The sequence below is a fragment of the Klebsiella sp. JB_Kp031 genome (genome assembly GCF_040064295.1).
Classification (GTDB): Bacteria; Pseudomonadota; Gammaproteobacteria; order Enterobacterales; family Enterobacteriaceae; genus Klebsiella; species Klebsiella quasipneumoniae.
This window is the reverse complement of the sequence record NZ_JBEAJW010000039.1, coordinates 37,030-62,410: the sequence shown is the minus strand read 5'-3', so window position 1 is coordinate 62,410 and position 25,381 is coordinate 37,030. Positions and strand designations below refer to the sequence as shown.

At 59.6% G+C, this 25,381-nt stretch carries 19 protein-coding genes; 12 read left to right on the top strand and 7 right to left on the bottom strand.

Translation table 11 applies throughout. The annotated features are described in order from the left end of the window. The first annotated feature begins 88 nt into the window (after window positions 1-88). Both pulA and gspB read left to right on the top strand, forming a co-directional pair. Window positions 89-3,379: a pullulanase-type alpha-1,6-glucosidase gene (gene pulA / locus ABLV64_RS18850; RefSeq protein WP_043521982.1), complete on the top strand. Its 3,291-nt coding sequence runs from the start codon at window positions 89-91 to the stop codon at window positions 3,377-3,379. Between the two features lie 60 nt (window positions 3,380-3,439). Continuing rightward, window positions 3,440-3,997, top strand: coding sequence for a type II secretion system assembly factor GspB (gene gspB, locus ABLV64_RS18845; protein WP_048323025.1), 558 nt, complete (start codon window positions 3,440-3,442; stop codon window positions 3,995-3,997). A gap of 39 nt (window positions 3,998-4,036) precedes the next feature. On the opposite strand, the gene gspS is transcribed toward gspB, so the two are convergent. After that, on the bottom strand, window positions 4,037-4,411 hold the full coding sequence (gene gspS, locus ABLV64_RS18840; RefSeq protein WP_023319765.1) for a type II secretion system pilot lipoprotein GspS: 375 nt from the start codon (window positions 4,409-4,411) through the stop codon (window positions 4,037-4,039). 587 nt (window positions 4,412-4,998) lie between these two features. On the opposite strand from gspS, the gene mrcB reads away from it, so the two are divergent. The 5 genes from mrcB (at window position 4,999) to fhuB (ending at window position 13,708) form a co-directional block, all read left to right on the top strand. Beyond that, window positions 4,999-7,554: a bifunctional glycosyl transferase/transpeptidase gene (gene mrcB, locus ABLV64_RS18835; protein ID WP_023319766.1), complete on the top strand. Its 2,556-nt coding sequence runs from the start codon at window positions 4,999-5,001 to the stop codon at window positions 7,552-7,554. A gap of 234 nt (window positions 7,555-7,788) precedes the next feature. Beyond that, window positions 7,789-9,996 (top strand): ferrichrome porin FhuA, encoded by a 2,208-nt coding sequence (fhuA, locus tag ABLV64_RS18830; RefSeq protein ID WP_023319767.1) that lies wholly within the window; start codon window positions 7,789-7,791, stop codon window positions 9,994-9,996. Between the two features lie 45 nt (window positions 9,997-10,041). Continuing rightward, entirely contained in the window at window positions 10,042-10,839 is a 798-nt protein-coding gene (gene fhuC / locus ABLV64_RS18825; protein ID WP_004204431.1) for a Fe3+-hydroxamate ABC transporter ATP-binding protein FhuC, read from the top strand. Next, the gene (fhuD, locus tag ABLV64_RS18820; RefSeq protein WP_334753272.1) at window positions 10,839-11,729 is read left to right on the top strand and encodes a Fe(3+)-hydroxamate ABC transporter substrate-binding protein FhuD; all 891 of its coding nucleotides are present in this window, start codon (window positions 10,839-10,841) and stop codon (window positions 11,727-11,729) included. Before fhuC ends, fhuD begins: the two co-directional genes overlap by 1 nt. Continuing rightward, on the top strand, window positions 11,726-13,708 hold the full coding sequence (fhuB, locus tag ABLV64_RS18815; RefSeq protein ID WP_004204433.1) for a Fe(3+)-hydroxamate ABC transporter permease FhuB: 1,983 nt from the start codon (window positions 11,726-11,728) through the stop codon (window positions 13,706-13,708). The genes fhuD and fhuB overlap by 4 nt, the downstream gene beginning before the upstream one ends. Before the next feature lie 174 nt (window positions 13,709-13,882). Here the strand turns inward: fhuB and hemL are convergent, their stop codons facing one another. Then, on the bottom strand, window positions 13,883-15,163 hold the full coding sequence (hemL, locus tag ABLV64_RS18810) for a glutamate-1-semialdehyde 2,1-aminomutase (RefSeq protein WP_348842985.1): 1,281 nt from the start codon (window positions 15,161-15,163) through the stop codon (window positions 13,883-13,885). A gap of 180 nt (window positions 15,164-15,343) precedes the next feature. Between hemL and clcA the strand changes: the two genes are divergently transcribed. Then, window positions 15,344-16,762 carry a H(+)/Cl(-) exchange transporter ClcA gene (gene clcA, locus ABLV64_RS18805; protein ID WP_077268680.1) on the top strand — a complete coding sequence of 473 codons (1,419 nt, stop codon included), beginning with the start codon at window positions 15,344-15,346 and terminating at the stop codon, window positions 16,760-16,762. 81 nt (window positions 16,763-16,843) lie between these two features. Further along, a complete protein-coding gene (erpA, locus tag ABLV64_RS18800) occupies window positions 16,844-17,188 on the top strand; it encodes an iron-sulfur cluster insertion protein ErpA (protein WP_002889275.1) in 345 nt (114 codons plus the stop codon). An 81-nt stretch (window positions 17,189-17,269) separates the two neighbouring features. Here the strand turns inward: erpA and ABLV64_RS18795 are convergent, their stop codons facing one another. Genes ABLV64_RS18795 through mtnN form a run of 3 tightly spaced genes read right to left on the bottom strand, consistent with a single transcriptional unit; the run spans window position 17,270 to window position 19,424 of the window. Then, complete coding sequence (locus ABLV64_RS18795; protein WP_004204437.1) at window positions 17,270-17,896, bottom strand: TRIC cation channel family protein; 627 nt, start codon at window positions 17,894-17,896, stop codon at window positions 17,270-17,272. Between the two features lie 36 nt (window positions 17,897-17,932). After that, window positions 17,933-18,733, bottom strand: a complete 801-nt coding sequence (gene btuF / locus ABLV64_RS18790) for a vitamin B12 ABC transporter substrate-binding protein BtuF (protein ID WP_348842984.1) — start codon at window positions 18,731-18,733, stop codon at window positions 17,933-17,935. Then, the gene (mtnN, locus tag ABLV64_RS18785; protein ID WP_004204440.1) at window positions 18,726-19,424 is read right to left on the bottom strand and encodes a 5'-methylthioadenosine/S-adenosylhomocysteine nucleosidase; all 699 of its coding nucleotides are present in this window, start codon (window positions 19,422-19,424) and stop codon (window positions 18,726-18,728) included. The genes btuF and mtnN overlap by 8 nt, the downstream gene beginning before the upstream one ends. A gap of 83 nt (window positions 19,425-19,507) precedes the next feature. Here mtnN and dgt point away from each other — a divergent pair, with 83 nt between their 5' ends. The 3 genes from dgt (at window position 19,508) to cdaR (ending at window position 23,915) form a co-directional block, all read left to right on the top strand. Then, complete coding sequence (gene dgt, locus ABLV64_RS18780; RefSeq protein ID WP_004204441.1) at window positions 19,508-21,022, top strand: dGTPase; 1,515 nt, start codon at window positions 19,508-19,510, stop codon at window positions 21,020-21,022. A 134-nt stretch (window positions 21,023-21,156) separates the two neighbouring features. Beyond that, window positions 21,157-22,590, top strand: coding sequence for a serine endoprotease DegP (gene degP / locus ABLV64_RS18775; protein ID WP_004145870.1), 1,434 nt, complete (start codon window positions 21,157-21,159; stop codon window positions 22,588-22,590). 167 nt (window positions 22,591-22,757) lie between these two features. Then, a complete protein-coding gene (cdaR, locus tag ABLV64_RS18770; RefSeq protein WP_004204443.1) occupies window positions 22,758-23,915 on the top strand; it encodes a DNA-binding transcriptional regulator CdaR in 1,158 nt (385 codons plus the stop codon). Between the two features lie 120 nt (window positions 23,916-24,035). On the opposite strand, the gene ABLV64_RS18765 is transcribed toward cdaR, so the two are convergent. Further along, window positions 24,036-24,422, bottom strand: coding sequence for a DUF3461 family protein (locus tag ABLV64_RS18765; RefSeq protein WP_002889292.1), 387 nt, complete (start codon window positions 24,420-24,422; stop codon window positions 24,036-24,038). Window positions 24,423-24,529: 107 nt separating this feature from the next. After that, entirely contained in the window at window positions 24,530-25,354 is an 825-nt protein-coding gene (gene dapD, locus ABLV64_RS18760; RefSeq protein ID WP_002889295.1) for a 2,3,4,5-tetrahydropyridine-2,6-dicarboxylate N-succinyltransferase, read from the bottom strand. Window positions 25,355-25,381 lie beyond the last annotated feature (27 nt).

Here is a 25,381-nt window from a genome sequence, read left to right as displayed (position 1 = left end):
GAAAGCAAAAATATCTAATTAGCGCGCTGTAAAGATATTCATCCTTTCTTACCTTTTATAATTTAATAAGCATATTAGGGACTATCGAATGCTCAGATATACCTGTCATGCCCTATTTATTGGATCGTTAGTATTATTGAGTGGCTGTGATAACAGCTCTTCCTCCTCTTCCTCTGGCTCACCTGGCGACCCAGGTAATCCCGGCACGCCCGACCCGCAGGATGTCGTCGTCCGTTTACCGGACGTTGCCGTCCCTGGCGAAGCGGTACAGGCCTCTGCCAACCAGGCTGTCATTCATCTCGTCGATATCGCCGGCATCACCAGCAGCACGCCGGCGGACTATGCCAGCAAAAACCTCTATCTGTGGAATAACGAAACCTGCGATGCGCTGAGCGCGCCGGTGGCGGACTGGAATGATGTCAGCACCACGCCGACCGGCAGCGACAAATATGGCCCTTACTGGGTGATCCCGTTGACCAAAGAGAGCGGATGTATCAACGTTATCGTCCGCGATGGCACCAATAAGCTTATCGACAGCGACCTGCGCGTCTCTTTCAGCGATTTCACCGATCGGACGGTATCGGTCATCGCCGGCAACAGCGCGGTCTATGACTCCCGCGCCGACGCCTTCCGCGCCGCCTTTGGCGTGGCGCTGGCCGATGCGCACTGGGTCGATAAGACCACTCTGCTGTGGCCGGGCGGGGAAAATAAACCCATTGTGCGCCTCTATTACAGCCACAGCAGTAAGGTGGCTGCCGACAGTAACGGCGAATTTACCGATAAATATGTCAAGCTGACCCCCACCACCGTCAGCCAGCAGGTGAGCATGCGCTTCCCGCATCTCGCTAGCTATCCTGCCTTTAAGCTGCCGGATGACGTCAACGTCGATGAATTGCTGCAGGGCGAGACGGTGGCGATATCCGCCGAAAGCGACGGGATCCTGAGCTCCGCCACCCAGGTGCAGACCGCCGGCGTACTGGACGATACCTATGCCGCCGCCGCCGAGGCGCTGAGCTATGGCGCCCAGCTAACCGATAGCGGCGTGACCTTCCGCGTCTGGGCGCCCACGGCGCAGCAGGTCGAGCTGGTGATCTATAGCGCGGACAAGAAAGTGATAGCCAGTCACCCGATGACCCGCGACAGCGCCTCCGGCGCCTGGTCCTGGCAGGGCGGGAGCGACCTGAAAGGCGCGTTCTACCGCTACGCGATGACGGTCTACCACCCGCAGTCGCGTAAAGTCGAGCAGTACGAAGTGACCGATCCCTACGCCCACAGTTTGTCGACCAACTCGGAGTACAGCCAGGTGGTCGATCTGAACGACAGCGCGCTGAAGCCGGAAGGCTGGGACGGGCTGACGATGCCGCACGCGCAGAAAACCAAAGCCGACCTGGCGAAAATGACGATCCACGAATCGCATATTCGCGATCTCTCCGCCTGGGATCAAACCGTTCCTGCGGAGCTGCGCGGTAAGTATCTGGCGCTCACCGCCCAGGAGAGCAATATGGTCCAGCATCTGAAACAGCTGTCGGCCTCGGGCGTGACCCATATTGAGCTGCTGCCGGTCTTCGATCTGGCGACGGTCAATGAGTTCAGCGACAAAGTCGCCGATATTCAGCAGCCGTTCAGTCGCCTGTGCGAGGTCAACAGCGCGGTGAAAAGCAGCGAGTTCGCGGGCTATTGCGACAGCGGTTCGACGGTTGAAGAGGTGCTGACTCAGCTGAAGCAGAACGACAGCAAGGATAACCCGCAGGTGCAGGCGTTGAATACGCTGGTGGCGCAGACCGACTCCTATAACTGGGGCTACGATCCGTTCCACTACACGGTACCGGAAGGATCCTACGCCACCGATCCGGAAGGCACGGCGCGCATTAAAGAGTTCCGCACCATGATTCAGGCGATCAAGCAGGATCTGGGAATGAACGTCATTATGGACGTGGTGTACAACCACACCAACGCCGCCGGCCCGACCGACCGCACTTCGGTACTGGATAAGATCGTCCCCTGGTACTATCAGCGTCTGAACGAAACTACCGGCAGCGTGGAATCGGCTACCTGTTGCTCCGACTCGGCGCCAGAGCACCGGATGTTCGCCAAGCTTATCGCCGATTCACTGGCGGTATGGACCACCGATTATAAGATCGATGGCTTCCGCTTCGACCTGATGGGCTACCACCCGAAAGCGCAGATCCTCTCGGCCTGGGAACGCATTAAAGCGCTGAACCCGGATATCTACTTCTTTGGCGAAGGCTGGGATTCCAACCAGAGCGATCGCTTTGAAATTGCCTCGCAAATCAATCTCAAAGGCACCGGGATCGGCACGTTCTCCGATCGTCTGCGCGACGCCGTGCGCGGCGGCGGGCCGTTCGACTCCGGTGATGCATTACGCCAGAACCAGGGCGTGGGCAGCGGGGCTGGCGTTCTGCCGAATGAGCTGACCACCCTGACCGACGATCAGGCGCGTCACCTCGCCGATCTGACCCGTCTCGGCATGGCCGGTAACCTTGCGGACTTCGTGCTGATCGACAAAGACGGCGCGGTGAAGAGAGGCAGCGAGATTGACTATAACGGCGCGCCAGGCGGCTACGCGGCTGATCCGACGGAAGTCGTGAACTATGTGTCAAAACACGATAACCAGACGCTGTGGGACATGATCAGCTATAAAGCCGCTCAGGAGGCAGATCTCGATACCCGCGTCCGGATGCAGGCGGTGTCGCTGGCGACGGTGATGCTCGGCCAGGGGATCGCCTTTGACCAGCAGGGCTCAGAGCTGCTGCGCTCTAAATCCTTTACCCGCGACTCGTATGATTCCGGCGACTGGTTTAACCGCGTGGACTACTCCCTGCAGGACAACAACTACAACGTCGGTATGCCGCGCAGCAGCGATGATGGCAGCAACTATGACATCATCGCCCGCGTGAAGGACTGGGTGGCCACCCCGGGCGAAGCCGAGCTCAAGCAGATGACCGCGTTTTATCAGGAGCTGACCGCGCTGCGTAAATCGTCGCCGCTGTTTACCCTCGGCGACGGCGCGACGGTGATGCAGCGCGTGGACTTCCGCAATACCGGCGCCGATCAGCAGACTGGTCTGCTGGTGATGACCATCGATGACGGGATCCAGGCTGGCGCCAGCCTGGACAGCCGCGTCGACGGCATCGTGGTGGCGATCAACGCTGCCCCGGAAAGCCGGACGCTGCAGGATTTCGCCGGCACATCGCTCCAGCTGAGCGCTATTCAGCAGGCGGCGGGCGACCGGTCGCTGGCCAGCGGCGTGCAGGTTGCCGCTGACGGCTCGGTCACGCTGCCGGCCTGGTCGGTTGCCGTCCTCGAATTGCCGCAGGGCGAATCGCAGGGCGCCGGCCTGCCGGTGAGCAGTAAATAAGGTGACGTGGGGCGCCCGTAAGGGCGCCTTCTCGTTATCATGAGGGAACAGGAGACCGTTGTGATTGTTCGTGATGACAGTGAAAGAGGGATCCCCCCGCTAGTGGCGCATCAGCCGCCCACCGCACTGGCGGACGCGCCGGTGGTCCGCGGCCGGATGGTGCAGATCCCTGGCTGGATTATCCCGCTATACGCCGGATTATTTATCGCGCTCGGCTGGTTTGGCGGCGAGCAGTGGCGTCACCCGGCACCGCCGCAAACGCTGCCCTTGCCGGTGGCGCATGCGGCGCTTCTGCCGTTAACCGCTGCCGGAGAGGCCGCGCCAAAGACGCCGCCGCCGGCGGCAAAAGCCAGCGCGCCCGCCGCGCCGGTGGTGGACAGCGATACGCTGCCGCCTCTGCGCTACAGCGCCCATGTCTACGCCTCGTTAGCGGAAAAGCGCAGCATTGTGTTAAACGGCAAAGCGTGGACCGAGGGCGATTCCCCGCTGCCCAATCTGGTGGTGGAGCAGATCCAGCAGGATGTGACGATCTTTAGCTTCAATGGCACGACCTTTACCCTCGCGGCGCTGGAGGACTGGCCCGGCGGGAAAATTGACGAGGAGCCGAAAGGTGAATAAGGAGCAAGCGCAATTCAATGCGCGTTGAAGATATTTTGCTTAGTCGCCGCGTAGGCTGGCAATAAAGGGAGCAAGCTGGCGATTAAATTGACTGCACTGTGTGGCTTCCGGGGTGCTGTCCTGTAAAAGCTGTTGGTAAAGCCGGTCGCTATTTTGACTTAACGTTGCCGGGTCAATATTTCCCCATCCGCGCGCTTTGCCGACATTCACCACCGCCCGATAAATAGTTTCATCGGCGGGCAGATCGCTACGATTACATTTATTCTTGAGATAGCGCGTTCCTGCCGCCACGGACGAGAGCTGCTCGAGCTGTGCCTGACTACTGATGGCCGGACTGAGCGTTGAGGCGGGTTTCTGTTGGCAGCCAGAGAGTAAGGCCACCACGCAAAGCGGGAATATAAGTGGAATGCGCATAGTAGAGTAATCAAAATAATGAATCACTGGCCGCTAGTTTAACAAATATTTCCCTGGTGTCATCATAAAATATTATTCTACATAAATGTTAACAGCCTCTCATTTTTATTGGCAGAAACTCGATTCATCCCCTTTACTTCTCTCAATAATAAATGCTGTCGTCCAGGAAATATATTTTCAGTCTGAGGCGATGCCGCCGCATTTGGTATCAGGGCGAGCGTCATTTTTTATGTTATTAAAAAACATACTCTTTCCCATCTTGTTACGTAAGCACGAGGTAAAATGCTGGTTAAGAATGTCGCATTTTAGTGCTATCCTGTATGCCCTGAACATTACGTGCTATGTTCTGACTTATTCTGCCAGTGATGCGTTTAACACATTGATTTTATGGTGAATTTCTATTGTTAGTATCATGTGAAGCGAAGCAAAGCAACCCTTTGAAAGGTGGGCGGCGCGTTCTGCCCGCCAGCAGGTTGTCGTCCCGAGGATGAGCAGCCTGAACGTTAATTTGAGAGATTTCTTCTTCCTCTGAACGGAGGAAGTATTGAGAATCAGGCCTTTGCGCCTGAACGTTGCGGAGAAAAAGCATGGCGGGAGATGACCGCGAGCCTATCGGACGTAAGGGAAGACCCTCACGTCCGACAAAACAGAAAGTCACCCGTCGCCGGGTCCGGGAAGAGGACTACGACGACGAGTATGATGACGATGATTATGAGGATGAGAAACCGGTGCCGAGAAAAGCCAAAGGCAAAGGTGGCAAGCCTCGTCGTAAGCGCAGCTGGCTGTGGCTGCTGGTCAAGCTGGGGATTGTCTTCGCGGTGCTGATTGCCGCCTATGGCGTCTACCTCGACCAGAAAATCCGCAGCCGCATCGACGGTAAAGTTTGGGAGCTGCCGGCTGCGGTCTATGGACGGATGGTGAACCTTGAGCCGGACATGCAGATCAGCAAAAACGAGATGGTGCGTCTGCTGAACGCCACCCAGTATCGTCAGGTTAGCGCGATGACGCGTCCCGGCGAATATACGGTGCAGGCCAACAGCATCGAGATGATCCGCCGTCCGTTCGATTTCCCGGACAGTAAAGAAGGGCAGGTGCGCGCGCGTCTGACCTTCGACGGCGACCATCTGGAAACCATCGAGAATATGGATAACAACCGCCAGTTCGGTTTCTTCCGCCTCGATCCGCGGCTTATTACCATGCTGCAGTCGCCGAACGGCGAGCAGCGTCTGTTCGTGAAGCGCAGCGGCTTCCCTGACCTGCTGGTGGATACACTGCTGGCGACCGAAGACCGCCACTTCTACGAGCACGATGGCATCAGCCTCTATTCCATCGGCCGTGCGGTGCTGGCGAACCTGACGGCAGGCCGGACGGTGCAAGGGGCAAGTACCCTGACTCAGCAGTTGGTGAAAAACCTGTTCCTCTCCAGCGAGCGCTCCTACTGGCGTAAAGCCAACGAAGCGTACATGGCGCTGATCGTCGACGCCCGCTACAGCAAGGATCGCATCCTTGAGCTGTACATGAACGAGGTGTACCTCGGTCAGAGCGGCGATAACGAAATTCGCGGCTTCCCGCTGGCCAGCCTGTACTACTTTGGCCGTCCGGTGGAAGAGCTGAGCCTCGACCAGCAGGCGCTGCTGGTGGGGATGGTGAAAGGGGCCTCGGTGTATAACCCGTGGCGCAACCCGAAGCTGGCCCTTGAGCGACGCAATCTGGTGCTGCGTCTGCTGCAGCAGCAGCAGGTCATCGACCAGGAGCTGTACGACATGCTGAGCGCGCGTCCGCTGGGCGTGCAGCCGCGCGGCGGGGTCATTTCACCACAGCCGGCGTTCATGCAGATGGTGCGTCAGGAGCTGCAGGCGAAGCTGGGCGATAAAGTAAAAGATCTCTCCGGCGTGAAGATCTTCACTACCTTCGACTCGGTGGCGCAGGATGCCGCGGAAAAAGCGGCTACTGAAGGGATCCCGGTACTGAAGAAACAGCGCAAGCTGGCAGATCTGGAAACCGCCATGGTGGTGGTGGACCGCTTTACCGGTGAAGTGCGGGCGATGGTCGGCGGCGCGGAGCCGCAGTTCGCCGGCTACAACCGCGCGATGCAGGCCCGCCGGTCGATTGGTTCTCTGGCCAAGCCGGCGACCTATCTGACCGCGCTGAGCCAGCCGAATCAGTATCGCCTGAATACGTGGATCGCCGATGCGCCAGTGACCATTCGCCTGTCCAATGGCCAGACCTGGTCGCCGCAGAACGACGATCGTCGCTTCAGCGGCCAGGTGATGCTGGTAGATGCCCTGACTCGTTCGATGAACGTGCCGACGGTTAACCTCGGGATGGCGCTGGGCTTGCCGGCGGTGGTCGATACCTGGACCAAACTGGGGGCGCCGAAGAATCAGCTCAACGCCGTGCCGGCGATGCTGCTTGGCGCGCTGAACCTGACGCCGATTGAAGTGGCCCAGGCCTTCCAGACCATCGCCAGCGGCGGCAACCGTGCACCACTCTCCGCCCTGCGGTCAGTGATTGCGGAAGATGGCACGGTGCTGTATCAGAGCTACCCGCAGGCGGAGCGCGCGGTGCCTGCCCAGGCGGCCTACATGACGCTGTGGACCATGCAGCAGGTAGTGCAGCGCGGGACGGGGCGTCAGCTGGGGGCGAAGTATCCGGGCCTCCATCTGGCGGGGAAAACCGGGACCACCAACAATAACGTCGATACCTGGTTTGCCGGGATCGACGGTAGCCAGGTGACCATCACCTGGGTGGGTCGCGACAATAACCAGCCAACCAAACTGTACGGTGCCAGCGGTGCGATGTCGATTTATCAGCGTTATCTGGCGAACCAGACGCCAACGCCGCTGGTGCTGACGCCGCCCGAAGATGTGGTCGACATGGGCGTGGACAGCAACGGCAACTTCGTCTGCAGCGGCGGGATGCGTTCGCTGCCGGTGTGGACGACGCAGCCGGATGCGCTGTGCCGCCAGGGCGAGATGATGCAGCAGCAGCAGTTGCAGCAGCAGGAAGCGAACAACCCGTTCAATCAGTCCGGGCAGCAGCAGCCTCAGCAGCAACAGCAGCCGCAGCAACAGCCGCCGAAGCAGCAGGAGAAGAGCGACGGCGTCGCGGGCTGGATCAAGGATATGTTCGGCAGTAACTGATTTAAGCCCTAAGACCAGACCCCTTAAGACGAAAGTATTAAGGGGTTTTTTTATGCCTGTAAAAAAGTTAACGGCTCTTTAACTCCATAATAACTATCTGGTTATTAATTCAGCCCTCGACCCGCAGCGACAGGCATATCGCTTGCCTTGCCTTCGACGTTTCGCCTATTATATCGCCCGTCATAATAATAATTCTCGTTTACGTTATCATTCACTTTCATCAGAGATATACCCATGGCGCGTCCAAAAACTGCTCAGCCAAATCACTCGCTGCGTAAAGTCGCAGCTGTAGTAGCCACGGCGGTTAGCGGCATGTCTGTCTACGCACAGGCAGCAGAACAACCGAAGCAAGAAGAAACCATCACCGTCGTTGCCGCTCCGGCCGCCCAGGAAAGCGCCTGGGGACCGGCGCCGACCATCGCGGCGAAACGCTCCGCCACGGCGACGAAAACCGATACCCCGATTGAAAAAACGCCGCAGTCTGTGTCGGTGGTGACGCGCCAGGAGATGGAGATGCGCCAGCCGACGACGGTAAAAGAGGCGCTCTCCTATACGCCAAGCGTCTTCTCCACCCGCGGCAGTTCGACCACCTATGACGTGGTCACCATTCGCGGCTTCACCACCTCGACGACCGTCAACACCAACCAGTATCTGGACGGCATGAAGCTGCAGGGGAATAACTACTCTGAAGTCTCCATGGATCCTTACTTCCTGGAGCGCGTGGAAGTGATGCGCGGGCCAACTTCGGTGCTGTACGGCAACAGCAACCCGGGCGGTATCGTCAGCATGGTCAGCAAACGCCCGACCACCGAGCCGCTGAAAGAAGTGCAGTTTAAGATGGGCACCGACAATCTGTGGCAGACCGGGTTTGACTTCAGCGACGCCATTGATGATGCCGGCGTCTGGTCTTACCGCCTGACCGGCCTGGGCCGCAGCCAGGATGCCCAGCAGCAGATGGCGAAATCGACCCGCTACGCGGTGGCGCCCTCCTTTAGCTGGCGTCCGGACGATAAAACCGACTTCACATTCCTGAGCAACTTCCAGAATGACCCGGATGCGGGCTACTACGGCTGGCTGCCGCGTGAAGGCACCGTGGTGCCGTATTACGACGCCAACGGTAAGGCGCACAAGCTGCCAACCGATTTCAATGAAGGCGAGGCGGATAATAAAATCTCCCGCCGCCAGAAGATGGTGGGCTACAGCTTCTCCCATCAGTTCGATGACACCTTTACCGTGCGGCAGAACCTGCGCTATGCCGAGGTCGATACCCTGTATCGCTCGGTGTACGGCAATGGCTATGTCGCGCCGGGCTACATGAATCGCGCCTATGTGCGCTCCGACGAGCACCTGAACACCTTTACCGTCGATACCCAGCTGCAGTCTGATTTCGCCACCGGCGCGGTCAGCCATACGCTGCTGACCGGCGTGGACTACTCGCGGATGCGTAATGATGTGGATGCCGACTACGGGACGGCGGATCCTATCAGCATGAATAATCCGCAGTACGGCAACCCGAATATTGAGGTTACCTTCCCGTACGCGGTGCTCAACCGGATGGAACAGACCGGCCTGTACGCGCAGGATCAGATGGAGTGGGATAAGTGGGTCATGACCCTGGGCGGTCGTTACGACTACGCCACCACCTCAACGTTAACCCGCGCCACCAACAGCCTGGCGGAGAACCACGACCAGCAGTTCAGCTGGCGCGGCGGCATCAACTACCTGTTCGATAACGGTATCTCTCCGTACTTCAGCTACAGCGAATCGTTTGAACCGGTATCGGGCTCCAGCAGCAGCGGCAAGCCGTTCGATCCGTCGCGCGGTAAGCAGTATGAAGCCGGCGTGAAATATGTGCCGAAAGATATGCCGGTGGTGGTCACCGCGGCGGTCTATCAGCTGACCAAAGACAAGAACCTGACGGCGGATCCGGCTAACCAGGCGTTCAGCATCCAGACCGGCGAGATCCGCTCCCGCGGCCTTGAGCTGGAGGCGAAAGCGGCAGTTAACGCCAATATCAACCTGACCGCAGCCTACAGTTACACCGATGCGGAATACACTCACGATACGGTGTTCAACGGCAAACGTCCGGCGGAAGTGCCGCGTAATATGGCCTCCCTGTGGGCGGATTATACCTTCCACGAAACCGCGCTCAGCGGTCTGACGATTGGGGCCGGGGCGCGCTATATCGGTTCAACGGTCAGCTACTACAAAAATGACACCAGCACCGGTAAGAAAAATGATTCCTTTAGTGTGGCCGGTTATGCGCTGATGGATGCGACGGTGAAATACGATCTGGCGCGCTTTGGCCTGCCGGGATCGTCGGTTGGCGTCAACGTCAACAACCTGTTCGACCGCGAATATGTCTCCAGTTGCTACAGCGAATACGCTTGCTACTGGGGGGCCGGACGTCAGGTCGTCGCCACCGCCACCTTCCGTTTCTAACCACCTACGGGCGCGGTTCGCCGCGCCCTTTATCAGGTTATCGCTATGCAGGAACAGACTCCGCACGCAGAAACCACCTTCGCGTTGGATCGCGTCACTTTCCGTGTGCCTGGCCGCACGTTGCTCCATCCGCTCTCGCTCACCTTCCCGGCTGGAAAAGTCACAGGCCTGATCGGTCATAATGGCTCCGGCAAGTCGACGTTACTGAAAATGCTTGGCCGTCATCAGCCGCCTTCCGCAGGCGATGTGCTGCTGGACGGGCAGCCGCTGGAGAGCTGGGGCAGCAAAGCCTTTGCCCGCAAAGTGGCCTATCTGCCGCAGCAGCTGCCGCCGGCCGAGGGTATGACGGTGCGTGAGCTGGTGGCCATCGGCCGCTACCCGTGGCACGGCGCGCTGGGTCGCTTTGGCGCGGCGGACCGCGAGAAAGTGGAAGAGGCGATTGCGCTGGTGGGACTGAAGCCGCTCGCCCATCGCCTGGTGGACAGCCTCTCCGGCGGCGAACGCCAGCGGGCGTGGATCGCCATGCTGGTGGCGCAGGATAGCCGCTGTCTGCTGCTCGATGAACCCACCTCGGCGCTGGATATCGCCCATCAGGTTGATGTCCTCGCGCTGGTGCATCGTCTCAGCCAGCAGCGCGGCCTGACGGTGATCGCCGTCCTGCACGACATTAATATGGCGGCCCGCTACTGCGACTATCTGGTGGCCCTGCGCGGCGGAGAAATGATCGCCCAGGGGACGCCGGCGGAACTGATGCGCAGCGACACCCTGGAACAAATCTACGGCATCCCGATGGGGATCCTGCCGCACCCGGCCGGCGCGGCGCCGGTAAGCTTTGTCTATTGATGATGACCCCGACTCAGATAACCCGACGCCGCCTGCTGACCGCGATGGCGCTCTCGCCGCTGCTGTGGCAGATGCGCGGCGCGCAGGCGGCGAACATTGACCCGCAGCGCGTGGTCGCCCTGGAGTGGCTGCCGGCGGAGCTGCTGCTGGCGCTGGGCGTCACGCCTTACGGCGTGGCCGATATCCCCAACTATCGCCTGTGGGTGAACGAACCCGCGCTGCCCGACTCGGTGATCGATGTCGGTTTGCGTACCGAACCCAATCTTGAACTGCTGACGCAGATGAAACCGTCATTTATCGTCTGGTCGGCAGGCTACGGCCCGTCGCCGGAGAAGCTGGCGCGTATCGCCCCCGGCCGCGGATTTACCTTCAGCGATGGCAAACGTCCGCTGGCGATGGCTCAGCGCTCGCTGCTGGAGATGGCTGACCTGCTGGGCAAAACACAACAGGCTCAGCACCACCTGGCGGAGTTTGAGGCGCTGATGGCGAGCCTGAAGCCGCGTTTTGCCGGGCGCGGCGACCGTCCGCTGTTGATGATCTCCCTGCTCGATCCGCGCCATGTACTGGTGTTTGGCGAAAACTGCCTGTTCCAGGAAGTGCTCGATCGCTTTGGCATCAAAAACGCCTGGCGCGGCGAAGCGGCGTTCTGGGGCAGCGTCAGCGTTGGCATCGACCGGCTGGCGGCGTTTAACGAGGCCGATGTGATCTGTTTCGATCATGGTAACGAGCGGGAGATGACCCAACTGCTGGCGACCCCGCTGTGGCAGGCGATGCCGTTCGTGCGCGCGGGGCGCTTCCAGCGCGTTCCGGCGGTGTGGTTCTATGGCGCGACGCTGTCGGCGATGCATTTTGCCCGCGTGCTGGCCGAGGCCCAGGGGAATCCGGCATGAATAGGCGTATTTCACCGTTAGCCATTATCCTGCTGGCCGGGCTGCTGGTTGCCGCCTTCGCGTTGAGCATCGTCAATCTCAATGTCGCCTTGCCCTATGCGCAATGGCGGCAGGCGCTGTGGCAGCCGGATAGCGATCGGATTGCCCAGATGCTGTTTCATTACAGCCTGCTGCCGCGGGTGGCCGTTTCACTGCTGGTGGGGGCCGGGCTGGGACTGGTCGGCGTACTGTTCCAGCAGGTGCTGCGCAATCCGCTGGCGGAGCCAACCACCCTTGGCGTCGCCACCGGCGCGCAGTTGGGGATCACAGTCACTACGCTGTGGGCCATCCCCGGCGTGCTGGCGTCGCAGTTTGCCGCGCTGGCCGGAGCCTGTCTGGTGGGAGCGCTGGTGTTTGGCGTCTCCTGGGGCAAGCGCCTGTCGCCGGTAACGCTGATCCTGGCGGGCCTGGTGGTCAGCCTCTACTGCGGGGCGCTTAACCAGCTGATGGTGATTTTCCATCACGACCAGCTGCAGAGTATGTTCTTGTGGAGCACCGGGACGCTGACGCAAACCGACTGGAGCGTGGCGCAGCGCCTGTGGCCGCAGCTGCTGGGCGGCGCAGTACTCACGCTGCTGCTGCTGCGTCCGCTGACCCTGATGGGGCTTGATGACGGAGTGGCGCGCAACCTTGGGCTGGCGCTGTCTCTGGCGCGCCTCGGCGCCCTGACGCTGGCGATCGTAATGAGCGCGCTGCTGGTCAACGCGGTCGGGATTATCGGCTTTATCGGCCTGTTCGCGCCGCTGCTGGCGAAAATGCTCGGCGCCCGTCGACTGCTGGCCCGGCTGCTGCTGGCGGCGCTGATCGGCGCGCTGCTCCTGTGGCTTTCAGATCAGGTGATCCTCTGGCTGAGCAGGGTATGGCGGGAAGTCTCCACCGGCTCGGTCACCGCCCTGATTGGCGCGCCGCTGCTGCTGTGGCTGCTGCCGCGGCTTCGCAGCATCAGCGCCCCGGTGATGAACGGCGGCGATAACGTGCAGCCTGAGCGCTATCACGTGCAAGGGTTTGTTCTCGGGGGCGTCGCGTTGCTGCTGCTGGCGGTGAGCGTGGCGCTGGCCTTTGGTCGCGATGCCCACGGTTGGCTGTGGGCTCACGGCGATCTGCTGGAGCAACTGCTGCCCTGGCGCTGGCCGCGAGTGCTGTCGGCGCTGTTCGCCGGGGTGATGCTGGCGGTCGCCGGCTGTATTATCCAGCGCCTGACCGGCAACCCGATGGCCAGTCCGGAAGTGCTGGGCATCAGCTCCGGCGCCGCCTTTGGCGTGGTGCTGATGCTGTTCTTCGTCCCTGGCGACGCCTTTGGCTGGCTGCTGCCGGCCGGGAGCCTTGGCGCGGCCGGCACCTTGCTGATCATTATGCTGGCCGCCGGGCGCGGCGGCTTTTCGCCGCATCGGATGCTGCTGGCGGGGATGGCGCTCAGTACCGCCTTCACCATGCTGCTGATGATGCTGCAGGCCAGCGGCGATCCGCGCATGGCGCAGATCCTGACGTGGATCTCAGGGTCGACCTACAGCGCGACGCCGGAGAGGGTGGTCCGCAGCGGCGCGGTGATGCTGCTCCTGCTGGCGCTGGCGCCGCTCTGTCGCCGCTGGCTGACCATCCTGCCGCTGGGCGGGGAGGCGGCGCGAGCGGTGGGCATGGCGCTGACCTCATCGCGGATTGTTCTGCTGCTGCTGGCGGCCTGCCTGACGGCGGCGGCGACGCTGACCATCGGCCCGCTGAGCTTCGTCGGGCTGATGGCGCCGCATATCGCACGGATGATGGGCTTCCGGCGCACGCTGCCGCATATGGTGATCTCCGGGCTGACTGGCGGGCTGCTGCTGGTCTTCGCCGACTGGTGCGGACGAATGATCATGTTTCCCTACCAGATCCCGGCGGGGCTGTTATCAACCTTTATCGGCGCGCCGTACTTTATCTATTTGCTGAGAAAGCAGAGCCGCTAACGCGTGGCGTTAGCGCGAAAGATCCCGGATAGCGGCGCGTTGCGCTTTATCCGGGCTACCGCACGGTGCCGTTTTTTTGTCGGGTAGCGGCTAACGCCTTACCCGACCTACGGTCCGTGCCATTGCGGGTTTGGCAGGCCGGGTAAGCGGAGCGCCACCCGGCATGCAGGGAGCTTACAGTTTGGCAAACACCCGACGCGCGGCGTCGATGGTATTGTCGATATCTTCTTCGCTGTGGGCCACGGACATAAAGCCAGCCTCAAATGCTGACGGCGCCAGGTACACGCCTTCCTCCAGCATCAGATGGAAGAAGCGCTTGAAGCGTTCGACATCGCACTTCACCACATCCTGATAGCAGGTGACAGTTTCGGCATCGGTAAAGAAGATGCCGAACATGCCGCCGACGTTATTGACCACCAGCGGGATCCCGGCGTCACGCGCCGCATCAAGCAGACCTTGCGCCAGCTGGTTGGTCAGCTCGGTGAGGGTTTCATGTACGCCCGGCTGCGCCACTTCTCTTAAGCAGGCGAAGCCGGCGGCCATGGCGATCGGGTTACCGGAGAGGGTACCGGCCTGATAAACCGGGCCGGTGGGGGCCAGCGCGTCCATCACCTCGCGACGGCCGCCGAAAGCGCCTACCGGCATCCCGCCGCCGATGATTTTCCCGAGACAGGTCAGATCCGGCTCCACGCCGTAATAAGCCTGCGCGCCCGCCAGCGCCACGCGGAAGCCGGTCATCACTTCGTCGATGATCAGCAGGGCGCCAAATTCGTCGCACAGCGCGCGCAGGCCCGGCAGGAACTCCGGCTGCGGCGGAATGCAGTTCATATTCCCGGCGACCGGCTCGACGATGATGCAGGCGATATCCTGTGGATATTGCTCGAACGCCGCGCGCACCGAGGCGAGGTCGTTATAGGTGCAGGTCAGGGTGTGTTTGGCGAAATCAGCCGGCACGCCCGGCGAGTTCGGCTGGCCGAGGGTCAGCGCGCCGGAACCGGCTTTCACCAGCAGGCAGTCGGCATGGCCGTGGTAGCAACCTTCGAACTTGATGATCTTGTCGCGGCCGGTGAAGCCGCGCGCCAGGCGAATCGCGCTCATGGTGGCTTCGGTACCGGAGTTCACCATCCGCACCATATCCATGGTCGGTACCAGCTCGGTCACTAGCGCCGCCATTTTCACTTCCATTTCGGTCGGCGCGCCAAAGCTCAGGCCGCGTGACGCCGCCTCGATCACCGCGTTGCGGATCGCCGGATGGTTGTGGCCCAGCACCATCGGACCCCAGGAGCCGACATAATCGATATAGGCCTTTCCATCCACGTCATAGAGGTAAGCGCCATCCGCGCGTTCGATAAACAGCGGGGTGCCGCCGACGCCGGTAAAGGCGCGCACCGGCGAGTTAACGCCGCCGGGGATCAGTTCGCGCGCAGTATGGTACAGATTTTCAGATTTGCTCATGGCCAGGGTCCTGGTTCGTGAAAAATGTTTTATCGGCTATTCTAAGTTATTCCAGGATGGTTATGAAAGTTTTGCCCAATTGAAACAATGTGCCGCAAGGGCATTTTTTTGACGACGCAGCGCGCCGGGGCGGCTAAAATGCCTCTCTCTTCATTTGTATTACCAATAATTGATAACGGCATGAAAGCAGAAACTCCCTCTTTTGAAGCACATCAGTTCGTGCGGGTGCGTCGCGGCGATGCGGTGCGCCGCTTAATTCAGCGCGATAAAACGCCGCTGGCGGTGCTGTTTATGGCGGCGGTGGTCGGCACGCTGGCCGGGCTGGTGGGCGTGGCGTTTGAAAAGAGCGTGAACTGGGTGCAGAACCAGCGGATCGGCGCGCTGGCGCAGGTAGCGGACCATTGGTATCTGGTCTGGCCGCTGGCGTTTATCTTGTCGGCGCTGCTGGCGATGGTCGGCTATTTCCTCGTGCGCCGCTTTGCGCCGGAGGCTGGCGGATCGGGGATCCCGGAGATCGAAGGGGCGCTGGAGGAGCTGCGGCCGGTGCGCTGGTGGCGCGTGCTGCCGGTAAAATTCATCGGCGGCATGGGGACCCTGGGCGCCGGAATGGTGCTGGGACGCGAAGGGCCGATGGTGCAGCTTGGCGGCAACATTGGGCGCATGGTGCTGGATATTTTCCGCATGCGCAGTCCGGAAGCGCGGCACACGCTGCTGGCGACCGGCGCAGCATCGGGTCTCTCAGCGGCTTTTAACGCGCCGCTGGCTGGTATCCTGTTTATCATCGAAGAGATGCGCCCGCAGTTCCGCTACAACCTGATCTCCATTAAAGCGGTATTTACCGGCGTGATCATGTCGAGCATTGTGTTTCGCATTTTTAACGGCGAGGCGGCAATTATAGAGGTGGGCAAGCTGAGCAATGCCCCGGTGAATACCCTGTGGCTGTACCTGGTGCTGGGGATGCTGTTTGGCTGCTTCGGCCCGCTGTTTAATTTTCTGGTGCTGCGCACCCAGGATCTGTTCCAGCACATTCACGGCGGCAACATCAAAAAATGGGTGTTAATGGGCGGGATCATCGGCGGGCTTTGCGGTCTGCTGGGGCTGATGCAGCCCTCCGCGGTGGGTGGTGGCTTTAACCTGATCCCCATCGCCGCCGCTGGTAACTTCTCCGTCGGTTTGCTGCTGTTTATCTTTATTGCCCGCGTGGTGACCACGCTGATCTGCTTCTCCTCCGGCGCGCCGGGGGGCATCTTCGCCCCGATGCTGGCGCTCGGCACGCTGCTGGGCACGGCGTTCGGCATGGCGGCTATTCCGCTGTTTCCGTCCTACCATCTCGATGCCGGCACCTTCGCTATCGCCGGCATGGGCGCGCTGCTCGCCGCCTCGGTGCGCGCGCCGCTGACCGGTATTGTGTTGGTGCTGGAGATGACCGATAACTATCAGCTCATTTTGCCAATGATTATTACCTGCCTTGGCGCAACACTACTGGCGCAATTCCTCGGCGGTAAGCCTTTGTATTCGACCATTCTGCAACGTACTCTGGCGAAGCAGGAGGCCGAGCAGGCGGCAAAAGCGCAGCAGGCGCCCCGGGAGAATACTTGAACGATTTACCAGGGTATTAGATAATGGCTCAAAAGGCCCGGTTATTCTTTAACCGGCCGGAAGTATCAATGGGAGCAAAAAATGAGTGATGACGTAGCGTTGCCGCTGGAGTTTACCGAAGCCGCAGCCAATAAAGTAAAACACCTGATTGCGGATGAAGATAATCCGAACCTGAAACTGCGCGTGTATATTACCGGCGGCGGTTGCAGCGGTTTCCAGTATGGCTTCACCTTCGACGATCAGGTGAACGAAGGGGATATGACCATTGAGAAACAGGGTGTCGGCCTGGTGGTTGACCCAATGAGCCTGCAGTATCTGGTCGGCGGCTCTGTCGACTATACCGAAGGGCTGGAAGGTTCGCGCTTTATCGTGACCAACCCGAACGCGAAAAGCACCTGCGGCTGCGGATCCTCGTTCAGCGTGTAAAGCGAGTGCGACCGGGCGTCTTCCCCTTCTGCGAGAGGGTGCCAACGTTAAAAACGGTAACCTCAGGTTACCGTTTTGCTTTTATGACCGTCCGTTATCGTCCAGCGCAAACGTCGGCAGCTTCAGGTGCCAGCGGATCGCCGCCAGACGAATCACCAGGGTCACCACCATCCCCATCATCGCCGAATTCTCCAGCGGGAGATGAAAGGTGTCGTGCGCGGTGGCGTGGACAATGCCGCCCACAATACAGGCGGTGGCGTAGATCTCGGTGCGCAGAATCATAGGAATTTCGCGCGCCAGCACGTCGCGGATTATCCCGCCGCCAACGCCGGTCACCACGCCCATGCACACCGCGACCAGCGGGCCGCTGCCGGCGAGAAACGCTTTATTCACCCCGATGCCGACAAACACCGCCAGACCGACGGCATCAAGAACGGGCAGGATCCATTTCGGCAGCCGGCGCGGCTGGCGGACCAGCAGGATGGTCAGCATGCTGGTGACCATTGCCACCACCAGATCGGTGGGATCTTTGACCCAGAATACCGGGCCATTCGCCAGCGCCATATCGCGGATGGTACCGCCGCCCACCGCCGTCACCACGCCTAACACCAGCACGCCGAATGGGTCCATACGCAATTTCCCCGCCAGCAGAACGCCGGAGATCGCGAAGACAGCTGTGCCAATAATATCCAGCCAATAGACAAGCATCGTTGATTCCCACTGAACATCCGGTATGCCGGATGGTTATTTTACCTGGTCGAGCGCCGCACAAAGTTGTTTGGCGGCGAGGATAATACGTGGGCTTGCGCGTTCAAACCAGTCGCTGTGTAACGCAATCAACGAAATGGTGAGCTGATATTGCCAAAAGCGCTGCGCTTCGGCGATGCGGCTGGCGTCGCCGGTCACCACAATCGCCTGCGGCTGACGGGCCAGCACCTGTTCGCGGCTCACCTGCGGCCAGGGAACGCGGCTGGCGGCAAAGATATTCTCGCCGCCGCACAGCCTCAGCACCTGATCCTGAATTGAGCCGGGGCCGCTGGTGAATAGCGGTGCGGAACCGAACTGCAGGAAGACGCGTTTCTTCGGCGCGCTGGCATAGCGCGCTTTCAGCGCATCGTATTCCTGCTGCATCGCCTGCGCCGCCTGCTGTGCTTTTTCCGGCTGTGGGCTCCACTGCGCCAGCTGACGCAGGGTGGCGATGATCTCTTCGATGGTCGAAGTCTGTACCCACAGGACGTGGATCCCCAGCGACTGCAGCTGGTTAACCTGACGTTCGGCATTACCCCCGCGCCAGGCCAGCACCAGGTCTGGCTTGAGCGCTACGATGCGCTCCAGGTTCATTCCCTGCCAGCTGGCAACTTGCTCAATCGTTTTGGCCTGCGGCGGATAATCGGAATAACTGCTGACGCCGACCGGCGTGATCCCGGCGGCAAAGGCCAGTTCGGTATTGGCGGGGGAGAGGGTGATCACCCGCGGCGCGGCCAGCAGCCACGCCGGGGCGAGTAACAGCAGCGCGGCAAGCGCGAAGGAGAGCGACTTAGCCACGTGCCAGGTTCTGTACCAGATTCTCCACCATCAGGGTGGACTGTCTGGCGGCGACCGCAAGGAACTCCTCAAAGCTGAGGTGAGACTGCTGGTCGGCCACATCGGAGATGGCGCGAACCACCACGAAAGGAACCTTAAAGTTATGGCAGACGTGAGCGATGGCGGTCGCTTCCATTTCCACAGCGATCGCCTGCGGGAAATTATGGCGGATCTTCGCCAGACCGACAGAGCCGTTAATGAAGGCATCACCGCTGACGATCAGGCCGCGAACGGCATTGAGATCTAACGCGTTAATGCAGCTCTCCGCCGCGGCCACCAGTTTTTCGTCCGCTTTAAAGCCGGCCGGACAGCCAGGCAACTGGCCGTACTCATAGCCGAAGGCGGTGACGTCGGCGTCGTGGTAGCGCGCTTCATCGGAGACGACGATATCGCCGACCTTCAGCGTCGGCGCCAGGCCGCCGGCAGAGCCGGTATTAATGATCACGTCAGGCTGGCAGCGCTCCAGCAGCAGGGTCGCGCCCATCGCCGCGGCCACTTTCCCGATACCAGACTTCAGCAGCGCGACGTCAACGCCGTGAAGTTGGCCGGTATAGATTTCGCTCCCGCCAATAGTGATAGTCTGGCGGTTTTCGATTTTGTCGCGCAGAAGGGTAACTTCCTCTTCCATAGCGCCAATAATGCCAATTTTCATAGATTTACTCGCGATGTGTCAGGTTTAGTTGCATAGTCTATCATGCGCTTAAGGGGAAGCGTATTGCTCGCGCGGGAGAGGCTATGGCAAAGATTGATTTTCGCAACAAGATAAACTGGCGTCGACGCTTCCGTTCGCCGCCGCGTGTCGAGACGGAGCGCGACATCCTGCGGATCTTCGAAAGCGATCGGGGACGGATCGTCAACTCGCCGGCAATCCGTCGCTTACAGCAAAAAACTCAGGTCTTCCCGCTGGAGCGCAACGCGGCGGTGCGTACCCGCCTGACCCACTCGCTGGAGGTGCAGCAGGTGGGACGCTATATCGCCAAAGAGGTGCTGAGCCGGCTGAAAGAGCTGAGGCTGCTGGAAGAGTATGGCCTGGAAGAGCTGACCGGGCCATTCGAGAGCGTGGTGGAGATGGCCTGCCTGATGCACGATATCGGCAATCCCCCGTTTGGCCATTTTGGCGAGGCGGCGATTAACGACTGGTTCCGCCAGCGTCTGGCGCCCGGCGATGCGCTCGGGCAGCCGCTGACCGACGATCGCTGTGAAGTGCAGGCATTACGCTTGCATGAAGGGGAAACGTCGCTTAACGCGCTGCGCCGCAAAGTGCGCCAGGATCTCTGCAGCTTTGAGGGCAACGCCCAGGGCATTCGTCTGGTCCATACGCTGATGCGCATGAATCTGACCTGGGCGCAGGTCGGCTGTATTCTGAAATATACTCGGCCGGCGTGGTGGTCTGAGGCGACGCCAGCCAGCCACAGCTATTTAATGAAAAAGCCTGGCTACTATTTAGCCGAAGAGGAGTATGTGGCGCGCCTGCGTAAAGAACTGGATCTGGCGCCTTACAATCGGTTCCCATTAACCTGGATTATGGAAGCCGCGGATGACATCTCATATTGCGTCGCGGATCTTGAGGACGCGGTGGAAAAACGTATTTTCAGCGCTGAGCAGCTTTATCAGCATCTTTACGACGCCTGGGGCTGCCATGAAAAAGGATCGTTATTCTCACAGGTAGTGGAAAATGCCTGGGAGAAATCACGAGCCAATTCCCTGAAACAGAGCGCGGAAGATCAGTTTTTTATGTATTTGCGGGTGAACACGCTGAATAAGCTGGTGCCCTACGCGGCGCGCCGATTTATTGACAACCTGCCGGCCATCTTTACGGGCGACTTTAATCATGCGCTGCTCGAGGACGACAGCGATTGCAGTCAGCTGCTGGAGCTTTATAAAAATGTGGCGATGAAACAGGTGTTTAGCCATCCGGATGTCGAGCAGCTGGAATTGCAGGGCTACCGGGTGATCAGTGGCCTGCTGGATATCTATCAGCCGCTGCTGAAATTATCGCTCGAGGATTTCAGCGAATTAGTGGCGCAGGAGCGGGTACGGCGTTTACCCATTGCCTCCCGGCTGTATCAGAAACTATCAACCCGCCACCGGCTGGCCTATGTGGAAGCGGTAAATAAGCTGGCGCGCACGGCGCCTGAATTTGCGCTGATGGAATACTATTATCGCTGCCGTCTGATTCAGGATTATATCAGCGGGATGACGGATTTGTATGCGTGGGATGAATATCGGCGGCTAATGGCGGTGGAATAAGCTGGAGTTTTGTAAAGATGGACAATAAATTTTTACTTTTTCCAGAAACTTAATTCCGGAACTTAGCGCTATAAAATGACTCTGATAGTCACGTACACAGCAACTTTCGTTTTCTGATATTGAGATTGAAACTGATGAAAAAAACCACGTTAGCAATGAGTGCACTGGCTCTGAGTTTAGGTCTGGCGTTGTCCCCGCTCTCTGCGAGCGCGGCAGAAACGGCATCTTCGGCCACTAATGCACAGCAGATGCCAAGCCTGGCCCCGATGCTGGAGAAGGTGATGCCGTCGGTGGTGAGCATTAACGTTGAAGGTAGCACCACCGTTAATACCCCACGGATGCCACGTAACTTCCAGCAGTTCTTTGGCGATAATTCGCCGTTCTGCCAGGACGGTTCTCCTTTCCAGAGTTCGCCGTTTTGCCAGGGCGGCGGACAGGGCGGTCAGCCTGACGGCGGCCAGCAGCAGAAATTTATGGCGCTGGGCTCCGGCGTCATCATTGATGCCGCCAAGGGGTATGTGGTGACCAACAACCACGTCGTGGACAACGCCACCACAATTAAGGTTCAACTGAGCGATGGCCGTAAGTTTGATGCCAAAGTCGTTGGCAAAGATCCGCGCTCTGATATCGCGCTGATTCAGATTCAGGATCCGAAAAACCTGACGGCGATTAAGCTCGCCGACTCTGACGCGCTGCGCGTTGGCGACTACACCGTGGCTATCGGTAACCCGTTCGGTCTGGGCGAAACCGTGACCTCCGGGATTGTTTCCGCGCTGGGTCGTAGCGGCCTGAACGTGGAAAACTACGAAAACTTTATCCAGACCGATGCGGCGATTAACCGCGGGAACTCCGGCGGCGCCCTGGTGAACCTCAACGGCGAGCTGATCGGCATCAACACCGCCATTCTGGCGCCGGACGGCGGCAACATCGGTATCGGTTTTGCTATCCCAAGCAACATGGTGAAAAACCTGACCGAGCAGATGGTGAAATATGGCCAGGTGAAACGCGGCGAGCTCGGCATCATGGGGACCGAACTGAACTCTGAGCTGGCGAAAGCGATGAAAGTCGACGCTCAGCGCGGCGCCTTTGTCAGCCAGGTGATGCCGGGGTCGGCGGCCGCGAAAGCGGGCATTAAAGCCGGCGACGTGATCACCTCTCTCAACGGGAAGGCGATCAGCAGCTTCGCCGCGCTGCGTGCCCAGGTCGGCACCATGCCTATCGGCAGCAAAGTTGAGCTTGGTCTGCTGCGCGACGGCAAACCGGTGACCGTGACCGTCGAACTGCAGCAGAGCAACCAGACCCAGGTTGACTCCAGCACCATCTTCAACGGGATTGAAGGGGCGGAAATGAGCAACAAGGGTCAGGACAAAGGTGTGGTGGTCAATAATGTGAAAGCCGGTACCCCGGCGGCGCAGATTGGCCTCAAGAAAGGCGACGTCATCGTCGGGGCGAACCAGCAGCCGGTGAAAAACATCGCCGATCTGCGGAAAATCTTCGACGCCAAACCGTCCGTGCTGGCGCTGAATATTCAGCGCGGCGACGCCTCTATCTATCTGCTGTTGCAGTAACAGTCAGCGCTCGCTCTCCAGCCCCTTCCCTCGCCGAGGGCAGGGGCTTTTTTTCGTTCTGTGACCGCTTCCACAACTCCACATATCTCACCCGGGCTTCGGGCATATGCACAATGCAGCAGAGCAACGACTCTTTTATGCTGGTGCCCTGCAAAGGGGAGGATTACATGGCTGGCTGGCATCTTGATACCAAAATGGCGCAGGATATTGTGGCGCGGACGATGCGCATCATCGATACCAACATCAACGTGATGGATGCCCGCGGGCGGATTATCGGCAGCGGCGATCGGGAAAGGATTGGTGAATTGCACGAAGGCGCGCTGCTGGTGCTTTCCCAGGGGCGGGTGGTGGATATCGACGATGCGGTGGCTCGCCATCTCCACGGGGTGCGCCAGGGCATTAACCTGCCGCTGCGCCTGGAGGGGGAGATCGTCGGGGTGATCGGCCTGACCGGCGAGCCGGAGTCGCTGCGAAAATATGGCGAGCTGGTGTGCATGACGGCTGAGATGATGCTGGAGCAGTCGCGACTGATGCATCTCCTGGCGCAGGACAGCCGTCTGCGCGAAGAGCTGGTGATGAACCTGATTCAGGCGGAAGAGCATACCCCGGCGCTGAACGAATGGGCGCAGCGTTTAGGAATTGATCTGAATCAGCCGCGCGTGGTGGCGATGATTGAGGTGGACAGCGGCCAGCTCGGCGTGGACAGCGCGATGGCAGAGCTACAGCAGCTGCAGAACGCGCTGACCACCCCCGATCGCAATAATCTGGTGGCCATTGTCTCGCTCACGGAAATGGTGGTGTTGAAACCGGCGCTGAACAGCTTTGGCCGCTGGGACGCAGACGATCACGTCCGCCGCGTCGAGCAGCTTATCGCCAGGATGAAAGAGAATGGGCAGCTCCGCTTCCGCGTGGCGCTGGGCAACTTCTTCACCGGTCCCGGGAGTATCGCCCGCTCTTACCGTACCGCACGCACGACGATGATGGTGGGCAAGCAGCGGATGCCGGAGAGCCGCTGCTACTTCTATCAGGATCTGATGCTGCCGGTGCTGCTTGACAGCCTGCGCGGCGGCTGGCAGGCCAATGAGCTGGCCCGTCCGCTGGCGCGTCTCAAGGCGATGGACAACAACGGGCTGCTGCGGCGAACGCTGCAGGCGTGGTTTCGCCATAACGTGCAGCCGCTGGCGACGTCAAAGGCGCTGTTTATTCATCGCAATACCCTGGAGTACCGGTTGAATCGTATCTCGGAGCTGACGGGGCTGGATCTTGGCAGCTTTGACGACCGGCTGCTGCTGTATATTGCGCTGCAGCTGGATGAACAACGCTAAGGCGTGGAGGTAAAAAAATGCCGGGTAGCGACTCGCCATACCCGGCCTTGGACGATGCATGCTGTCCTTAGCGGCTTGATACCGCCAGCCCGGTCAGGCGACGCGCCGCCGGGGATGCGCTTACTTACGGGTGAGCTTTTCCAGATCGGCTTCGATTTCGCTGATCTTATTGGTGACCACACTTTCCAGATGGCGTAAATCGTCGAGGATTTTACGCTTGAGATCGATTTCAGTGCGATCGCGCTGGCAGATCTGATCCAGCTCATCGATAACGTAGCGCAGGTTCGGGCTGATCTCCTGGACCTCTTTGTAGCCCTGGCCGACGCCGTCGGCGACGACGGTTTTGCGCTGACGCGGATATTTGAACTTCACGCTCTTGGCGAAGAATTCGCCTTTGTCTTTCTGAAAGTAAATTTTCAGAATGTCATTGTTAGCTTCCTGCCGCAGGCTATAGCGATCGATCTCATCAGGGTTGGTAATGCCAAGACTTTTCAGATTATCGTACATAACGGTACCTTTGATAGCATCATAACCATTGAATAATTAACGAAAAAATCCATTTTCGCCAGCATCAAATATAAAAAAAGCGGGATATCTCCCGCTTTTTATTTGCTTTAGTCGATGGTGCGCAGCAGTTCGTTAATGCCGACCTTGCCGCGGGTTTTGGCATCGACTTTCTTCACGATCACCGCGCAGTACAGGCTGTATTTACCATCTTTCGACGGCAGGTTGCCTGATACCACTACCGAGCCAGCCGGCACGCGGCCGTAGAAGACTTCGCCGGTTTCGCGATCGTAGATTTTGGTGCTCTGACCGAGGTAAACGCCCATGGAGATCACGGAGCCTTCTTCGACAATCACCCCTTCAACCACTTCAGAGCGCGCGCCGATGAAGCAGTTATCTTCGATGATGGTCGGGTTCGCCTGCAGCGGCTCCAGTACGCCACCAATGCCGACGCCGCCGGACAGGTGAACGTTTTTACCGATCTGCGCGCAGGAGCCGACGGTGGCCCAGGTGTCAACCATGGTGCCTTCGTCAACGTAGGCGCCGATGTTCACATAGGACGGCATCAGCACGGTGTTGCGGGCGATGAACGCGCCCTGACGCACCGCTGCCGGCGGCACCACGCGGAAACCTTCTTTCTGGAAACGCGCTTCGTCATAGTCAGCGAATTTCATCGGGACTTTATCGAAGTAGCGGCTTTCCGCACCATCGATAACCTGGTTATCGTTAATACGGAAAGAGAGCAGTACCGCCTTCTTCAGCCACTGATGCGTCACCCACTGACCGTCGATCTTCTCAGCGACGCGCAGCGCGCCGGAATCCAGAAGGGCGATAACCTGGTTAACCGCTTCGCGGGTCACGGTATCCACATTAGCCGGCGTGATGTCGGCGCGACGCTCGAAAGCGGACTCAATAACGTTCTGTAACTGCTGCATTGTTTCTTTCCATTCACTAAAAAAAAT

What these genes read in the sequence shown, in the direction of transcription:
- pulA (WP_043521982.1), top strand. Translation starts at nt 89, where the DNA reads ATGCTCAGATATACCTGTCATGCCCTATTTATTGGATCGTTAGTATTA.
- gspS (WP_023319765.1), bottom strand. Translation starts at nt 4,411, where the DNA reads ATGCGCATTCCACTTATATTCCCGCTTTGCGTGGTGGCCTTACTCTCT.
- mrcB (WP_023319766.1), top strand. Translation starts at nt 4,999, where the DNA reads ATGGCGGGAGATGACCGCGAGCCTATCGGACGTAAGGGAAGACCCTCA.
- fhuA (WP_023319767.1), top strand. Translation starts at nt 7,789, where the DNA reads ATGGCGCGTCCAAAAACTGCTCAGCCAAATCACTCGCTGCGTAAAGTC.
- fhuC (WP_004204431.1), top strand. Translation starts at nt 10,042, where the DNA reads ATGCAGGAACAGACTCCGCACGCAGAAACCACCTTCGCGTTGGATCGC.
- fhuD (WP_334753272.1), top strand. Translation starts at nt 10,839, where the DNA reads ATGATGACCCCGACTCAGATAACCCGACGCCGCCTGCTGACCGCGATG.
- fhuB (WP_004204433.1), top strand. Translation starts at nt 11,726, where the DNA reads ATGAATAGGCGTATTTCACCGTTAGCCATTATCCTGCTGGCCGGGCTG.
- hemL (WP_348842985.1), bottom strand. Translation starts at nt 15,163, where the DNA reads ATGAGCAAATCTGAAAATCTGTACCATACTGCGCGCGAACTGATCCCC.
- clcA (WP_077268680.1), top strand. Translation starts at nt 15,344, where the DNA reads ATGAAAGCAGAAACTCCCTCTTTTGAAGCACATCAGTTCGTGCGGGTG.
- erpA (WP_002889275.1), top strand. Translation starts at nt 16,844, where the DNA reads ATGAGTGATGACGTAGCGTTGCCGCTGGAGTTTACCGAAGCCGCAGCC.
- ABLV64_RS18795 (WP_004204437.1), bottom strand. Translation starts at nt 17,896, where the DNA reads ATGCTTGTCTATTGGCTGGATATTATTGGCACAGCTGTCTTCGCGATC.
- mtnN (WP_004204440.1), bottom strand. Translation starts at nt 19,424, where the DNA reads ATGAAAATTGGCATTATTGGCGCTATGGAAGAGGAAGTTACCCTTCTG.
- dgt (WP_004204441.1), top strand. Translation starts at nt 19,508, where the DNA reads ATGGCAAAGATTGATTTTCGCAACAAGATAAACTGGCGTCGACGCTTC.
- degP (WP_004145870.1), top strand. Translation starts at nt 21,157, where the DNA reads ATGAAAAAAACCACGTTAGCAATGAGTGCACTGGCTCTGAGTTTAGGT.
- cdaR (WP_004204443.1), top strand. Translation starts at nt 22,758, where the DNA reads ATGGCTGGCTGGCATCTTGATACCAAAATGGCGCAGGATATTGTGGCG.
- ABLV64_RS18765 (WP_002889292.1), bottom strand. Translation starts at nt 24,422, where the DNA reads ATGTACGATAATCTGAAAAGTCTTGGCATTACCAACCCTGATGAGATC.
- dapD (WP_002889295.1), bottom strand. Translation starts at nt 25,354, where the DNA reads ATGCAGCAGTTACAGAACGTTATTGAGTCCGCTTTCGAGCGTCGCGCC.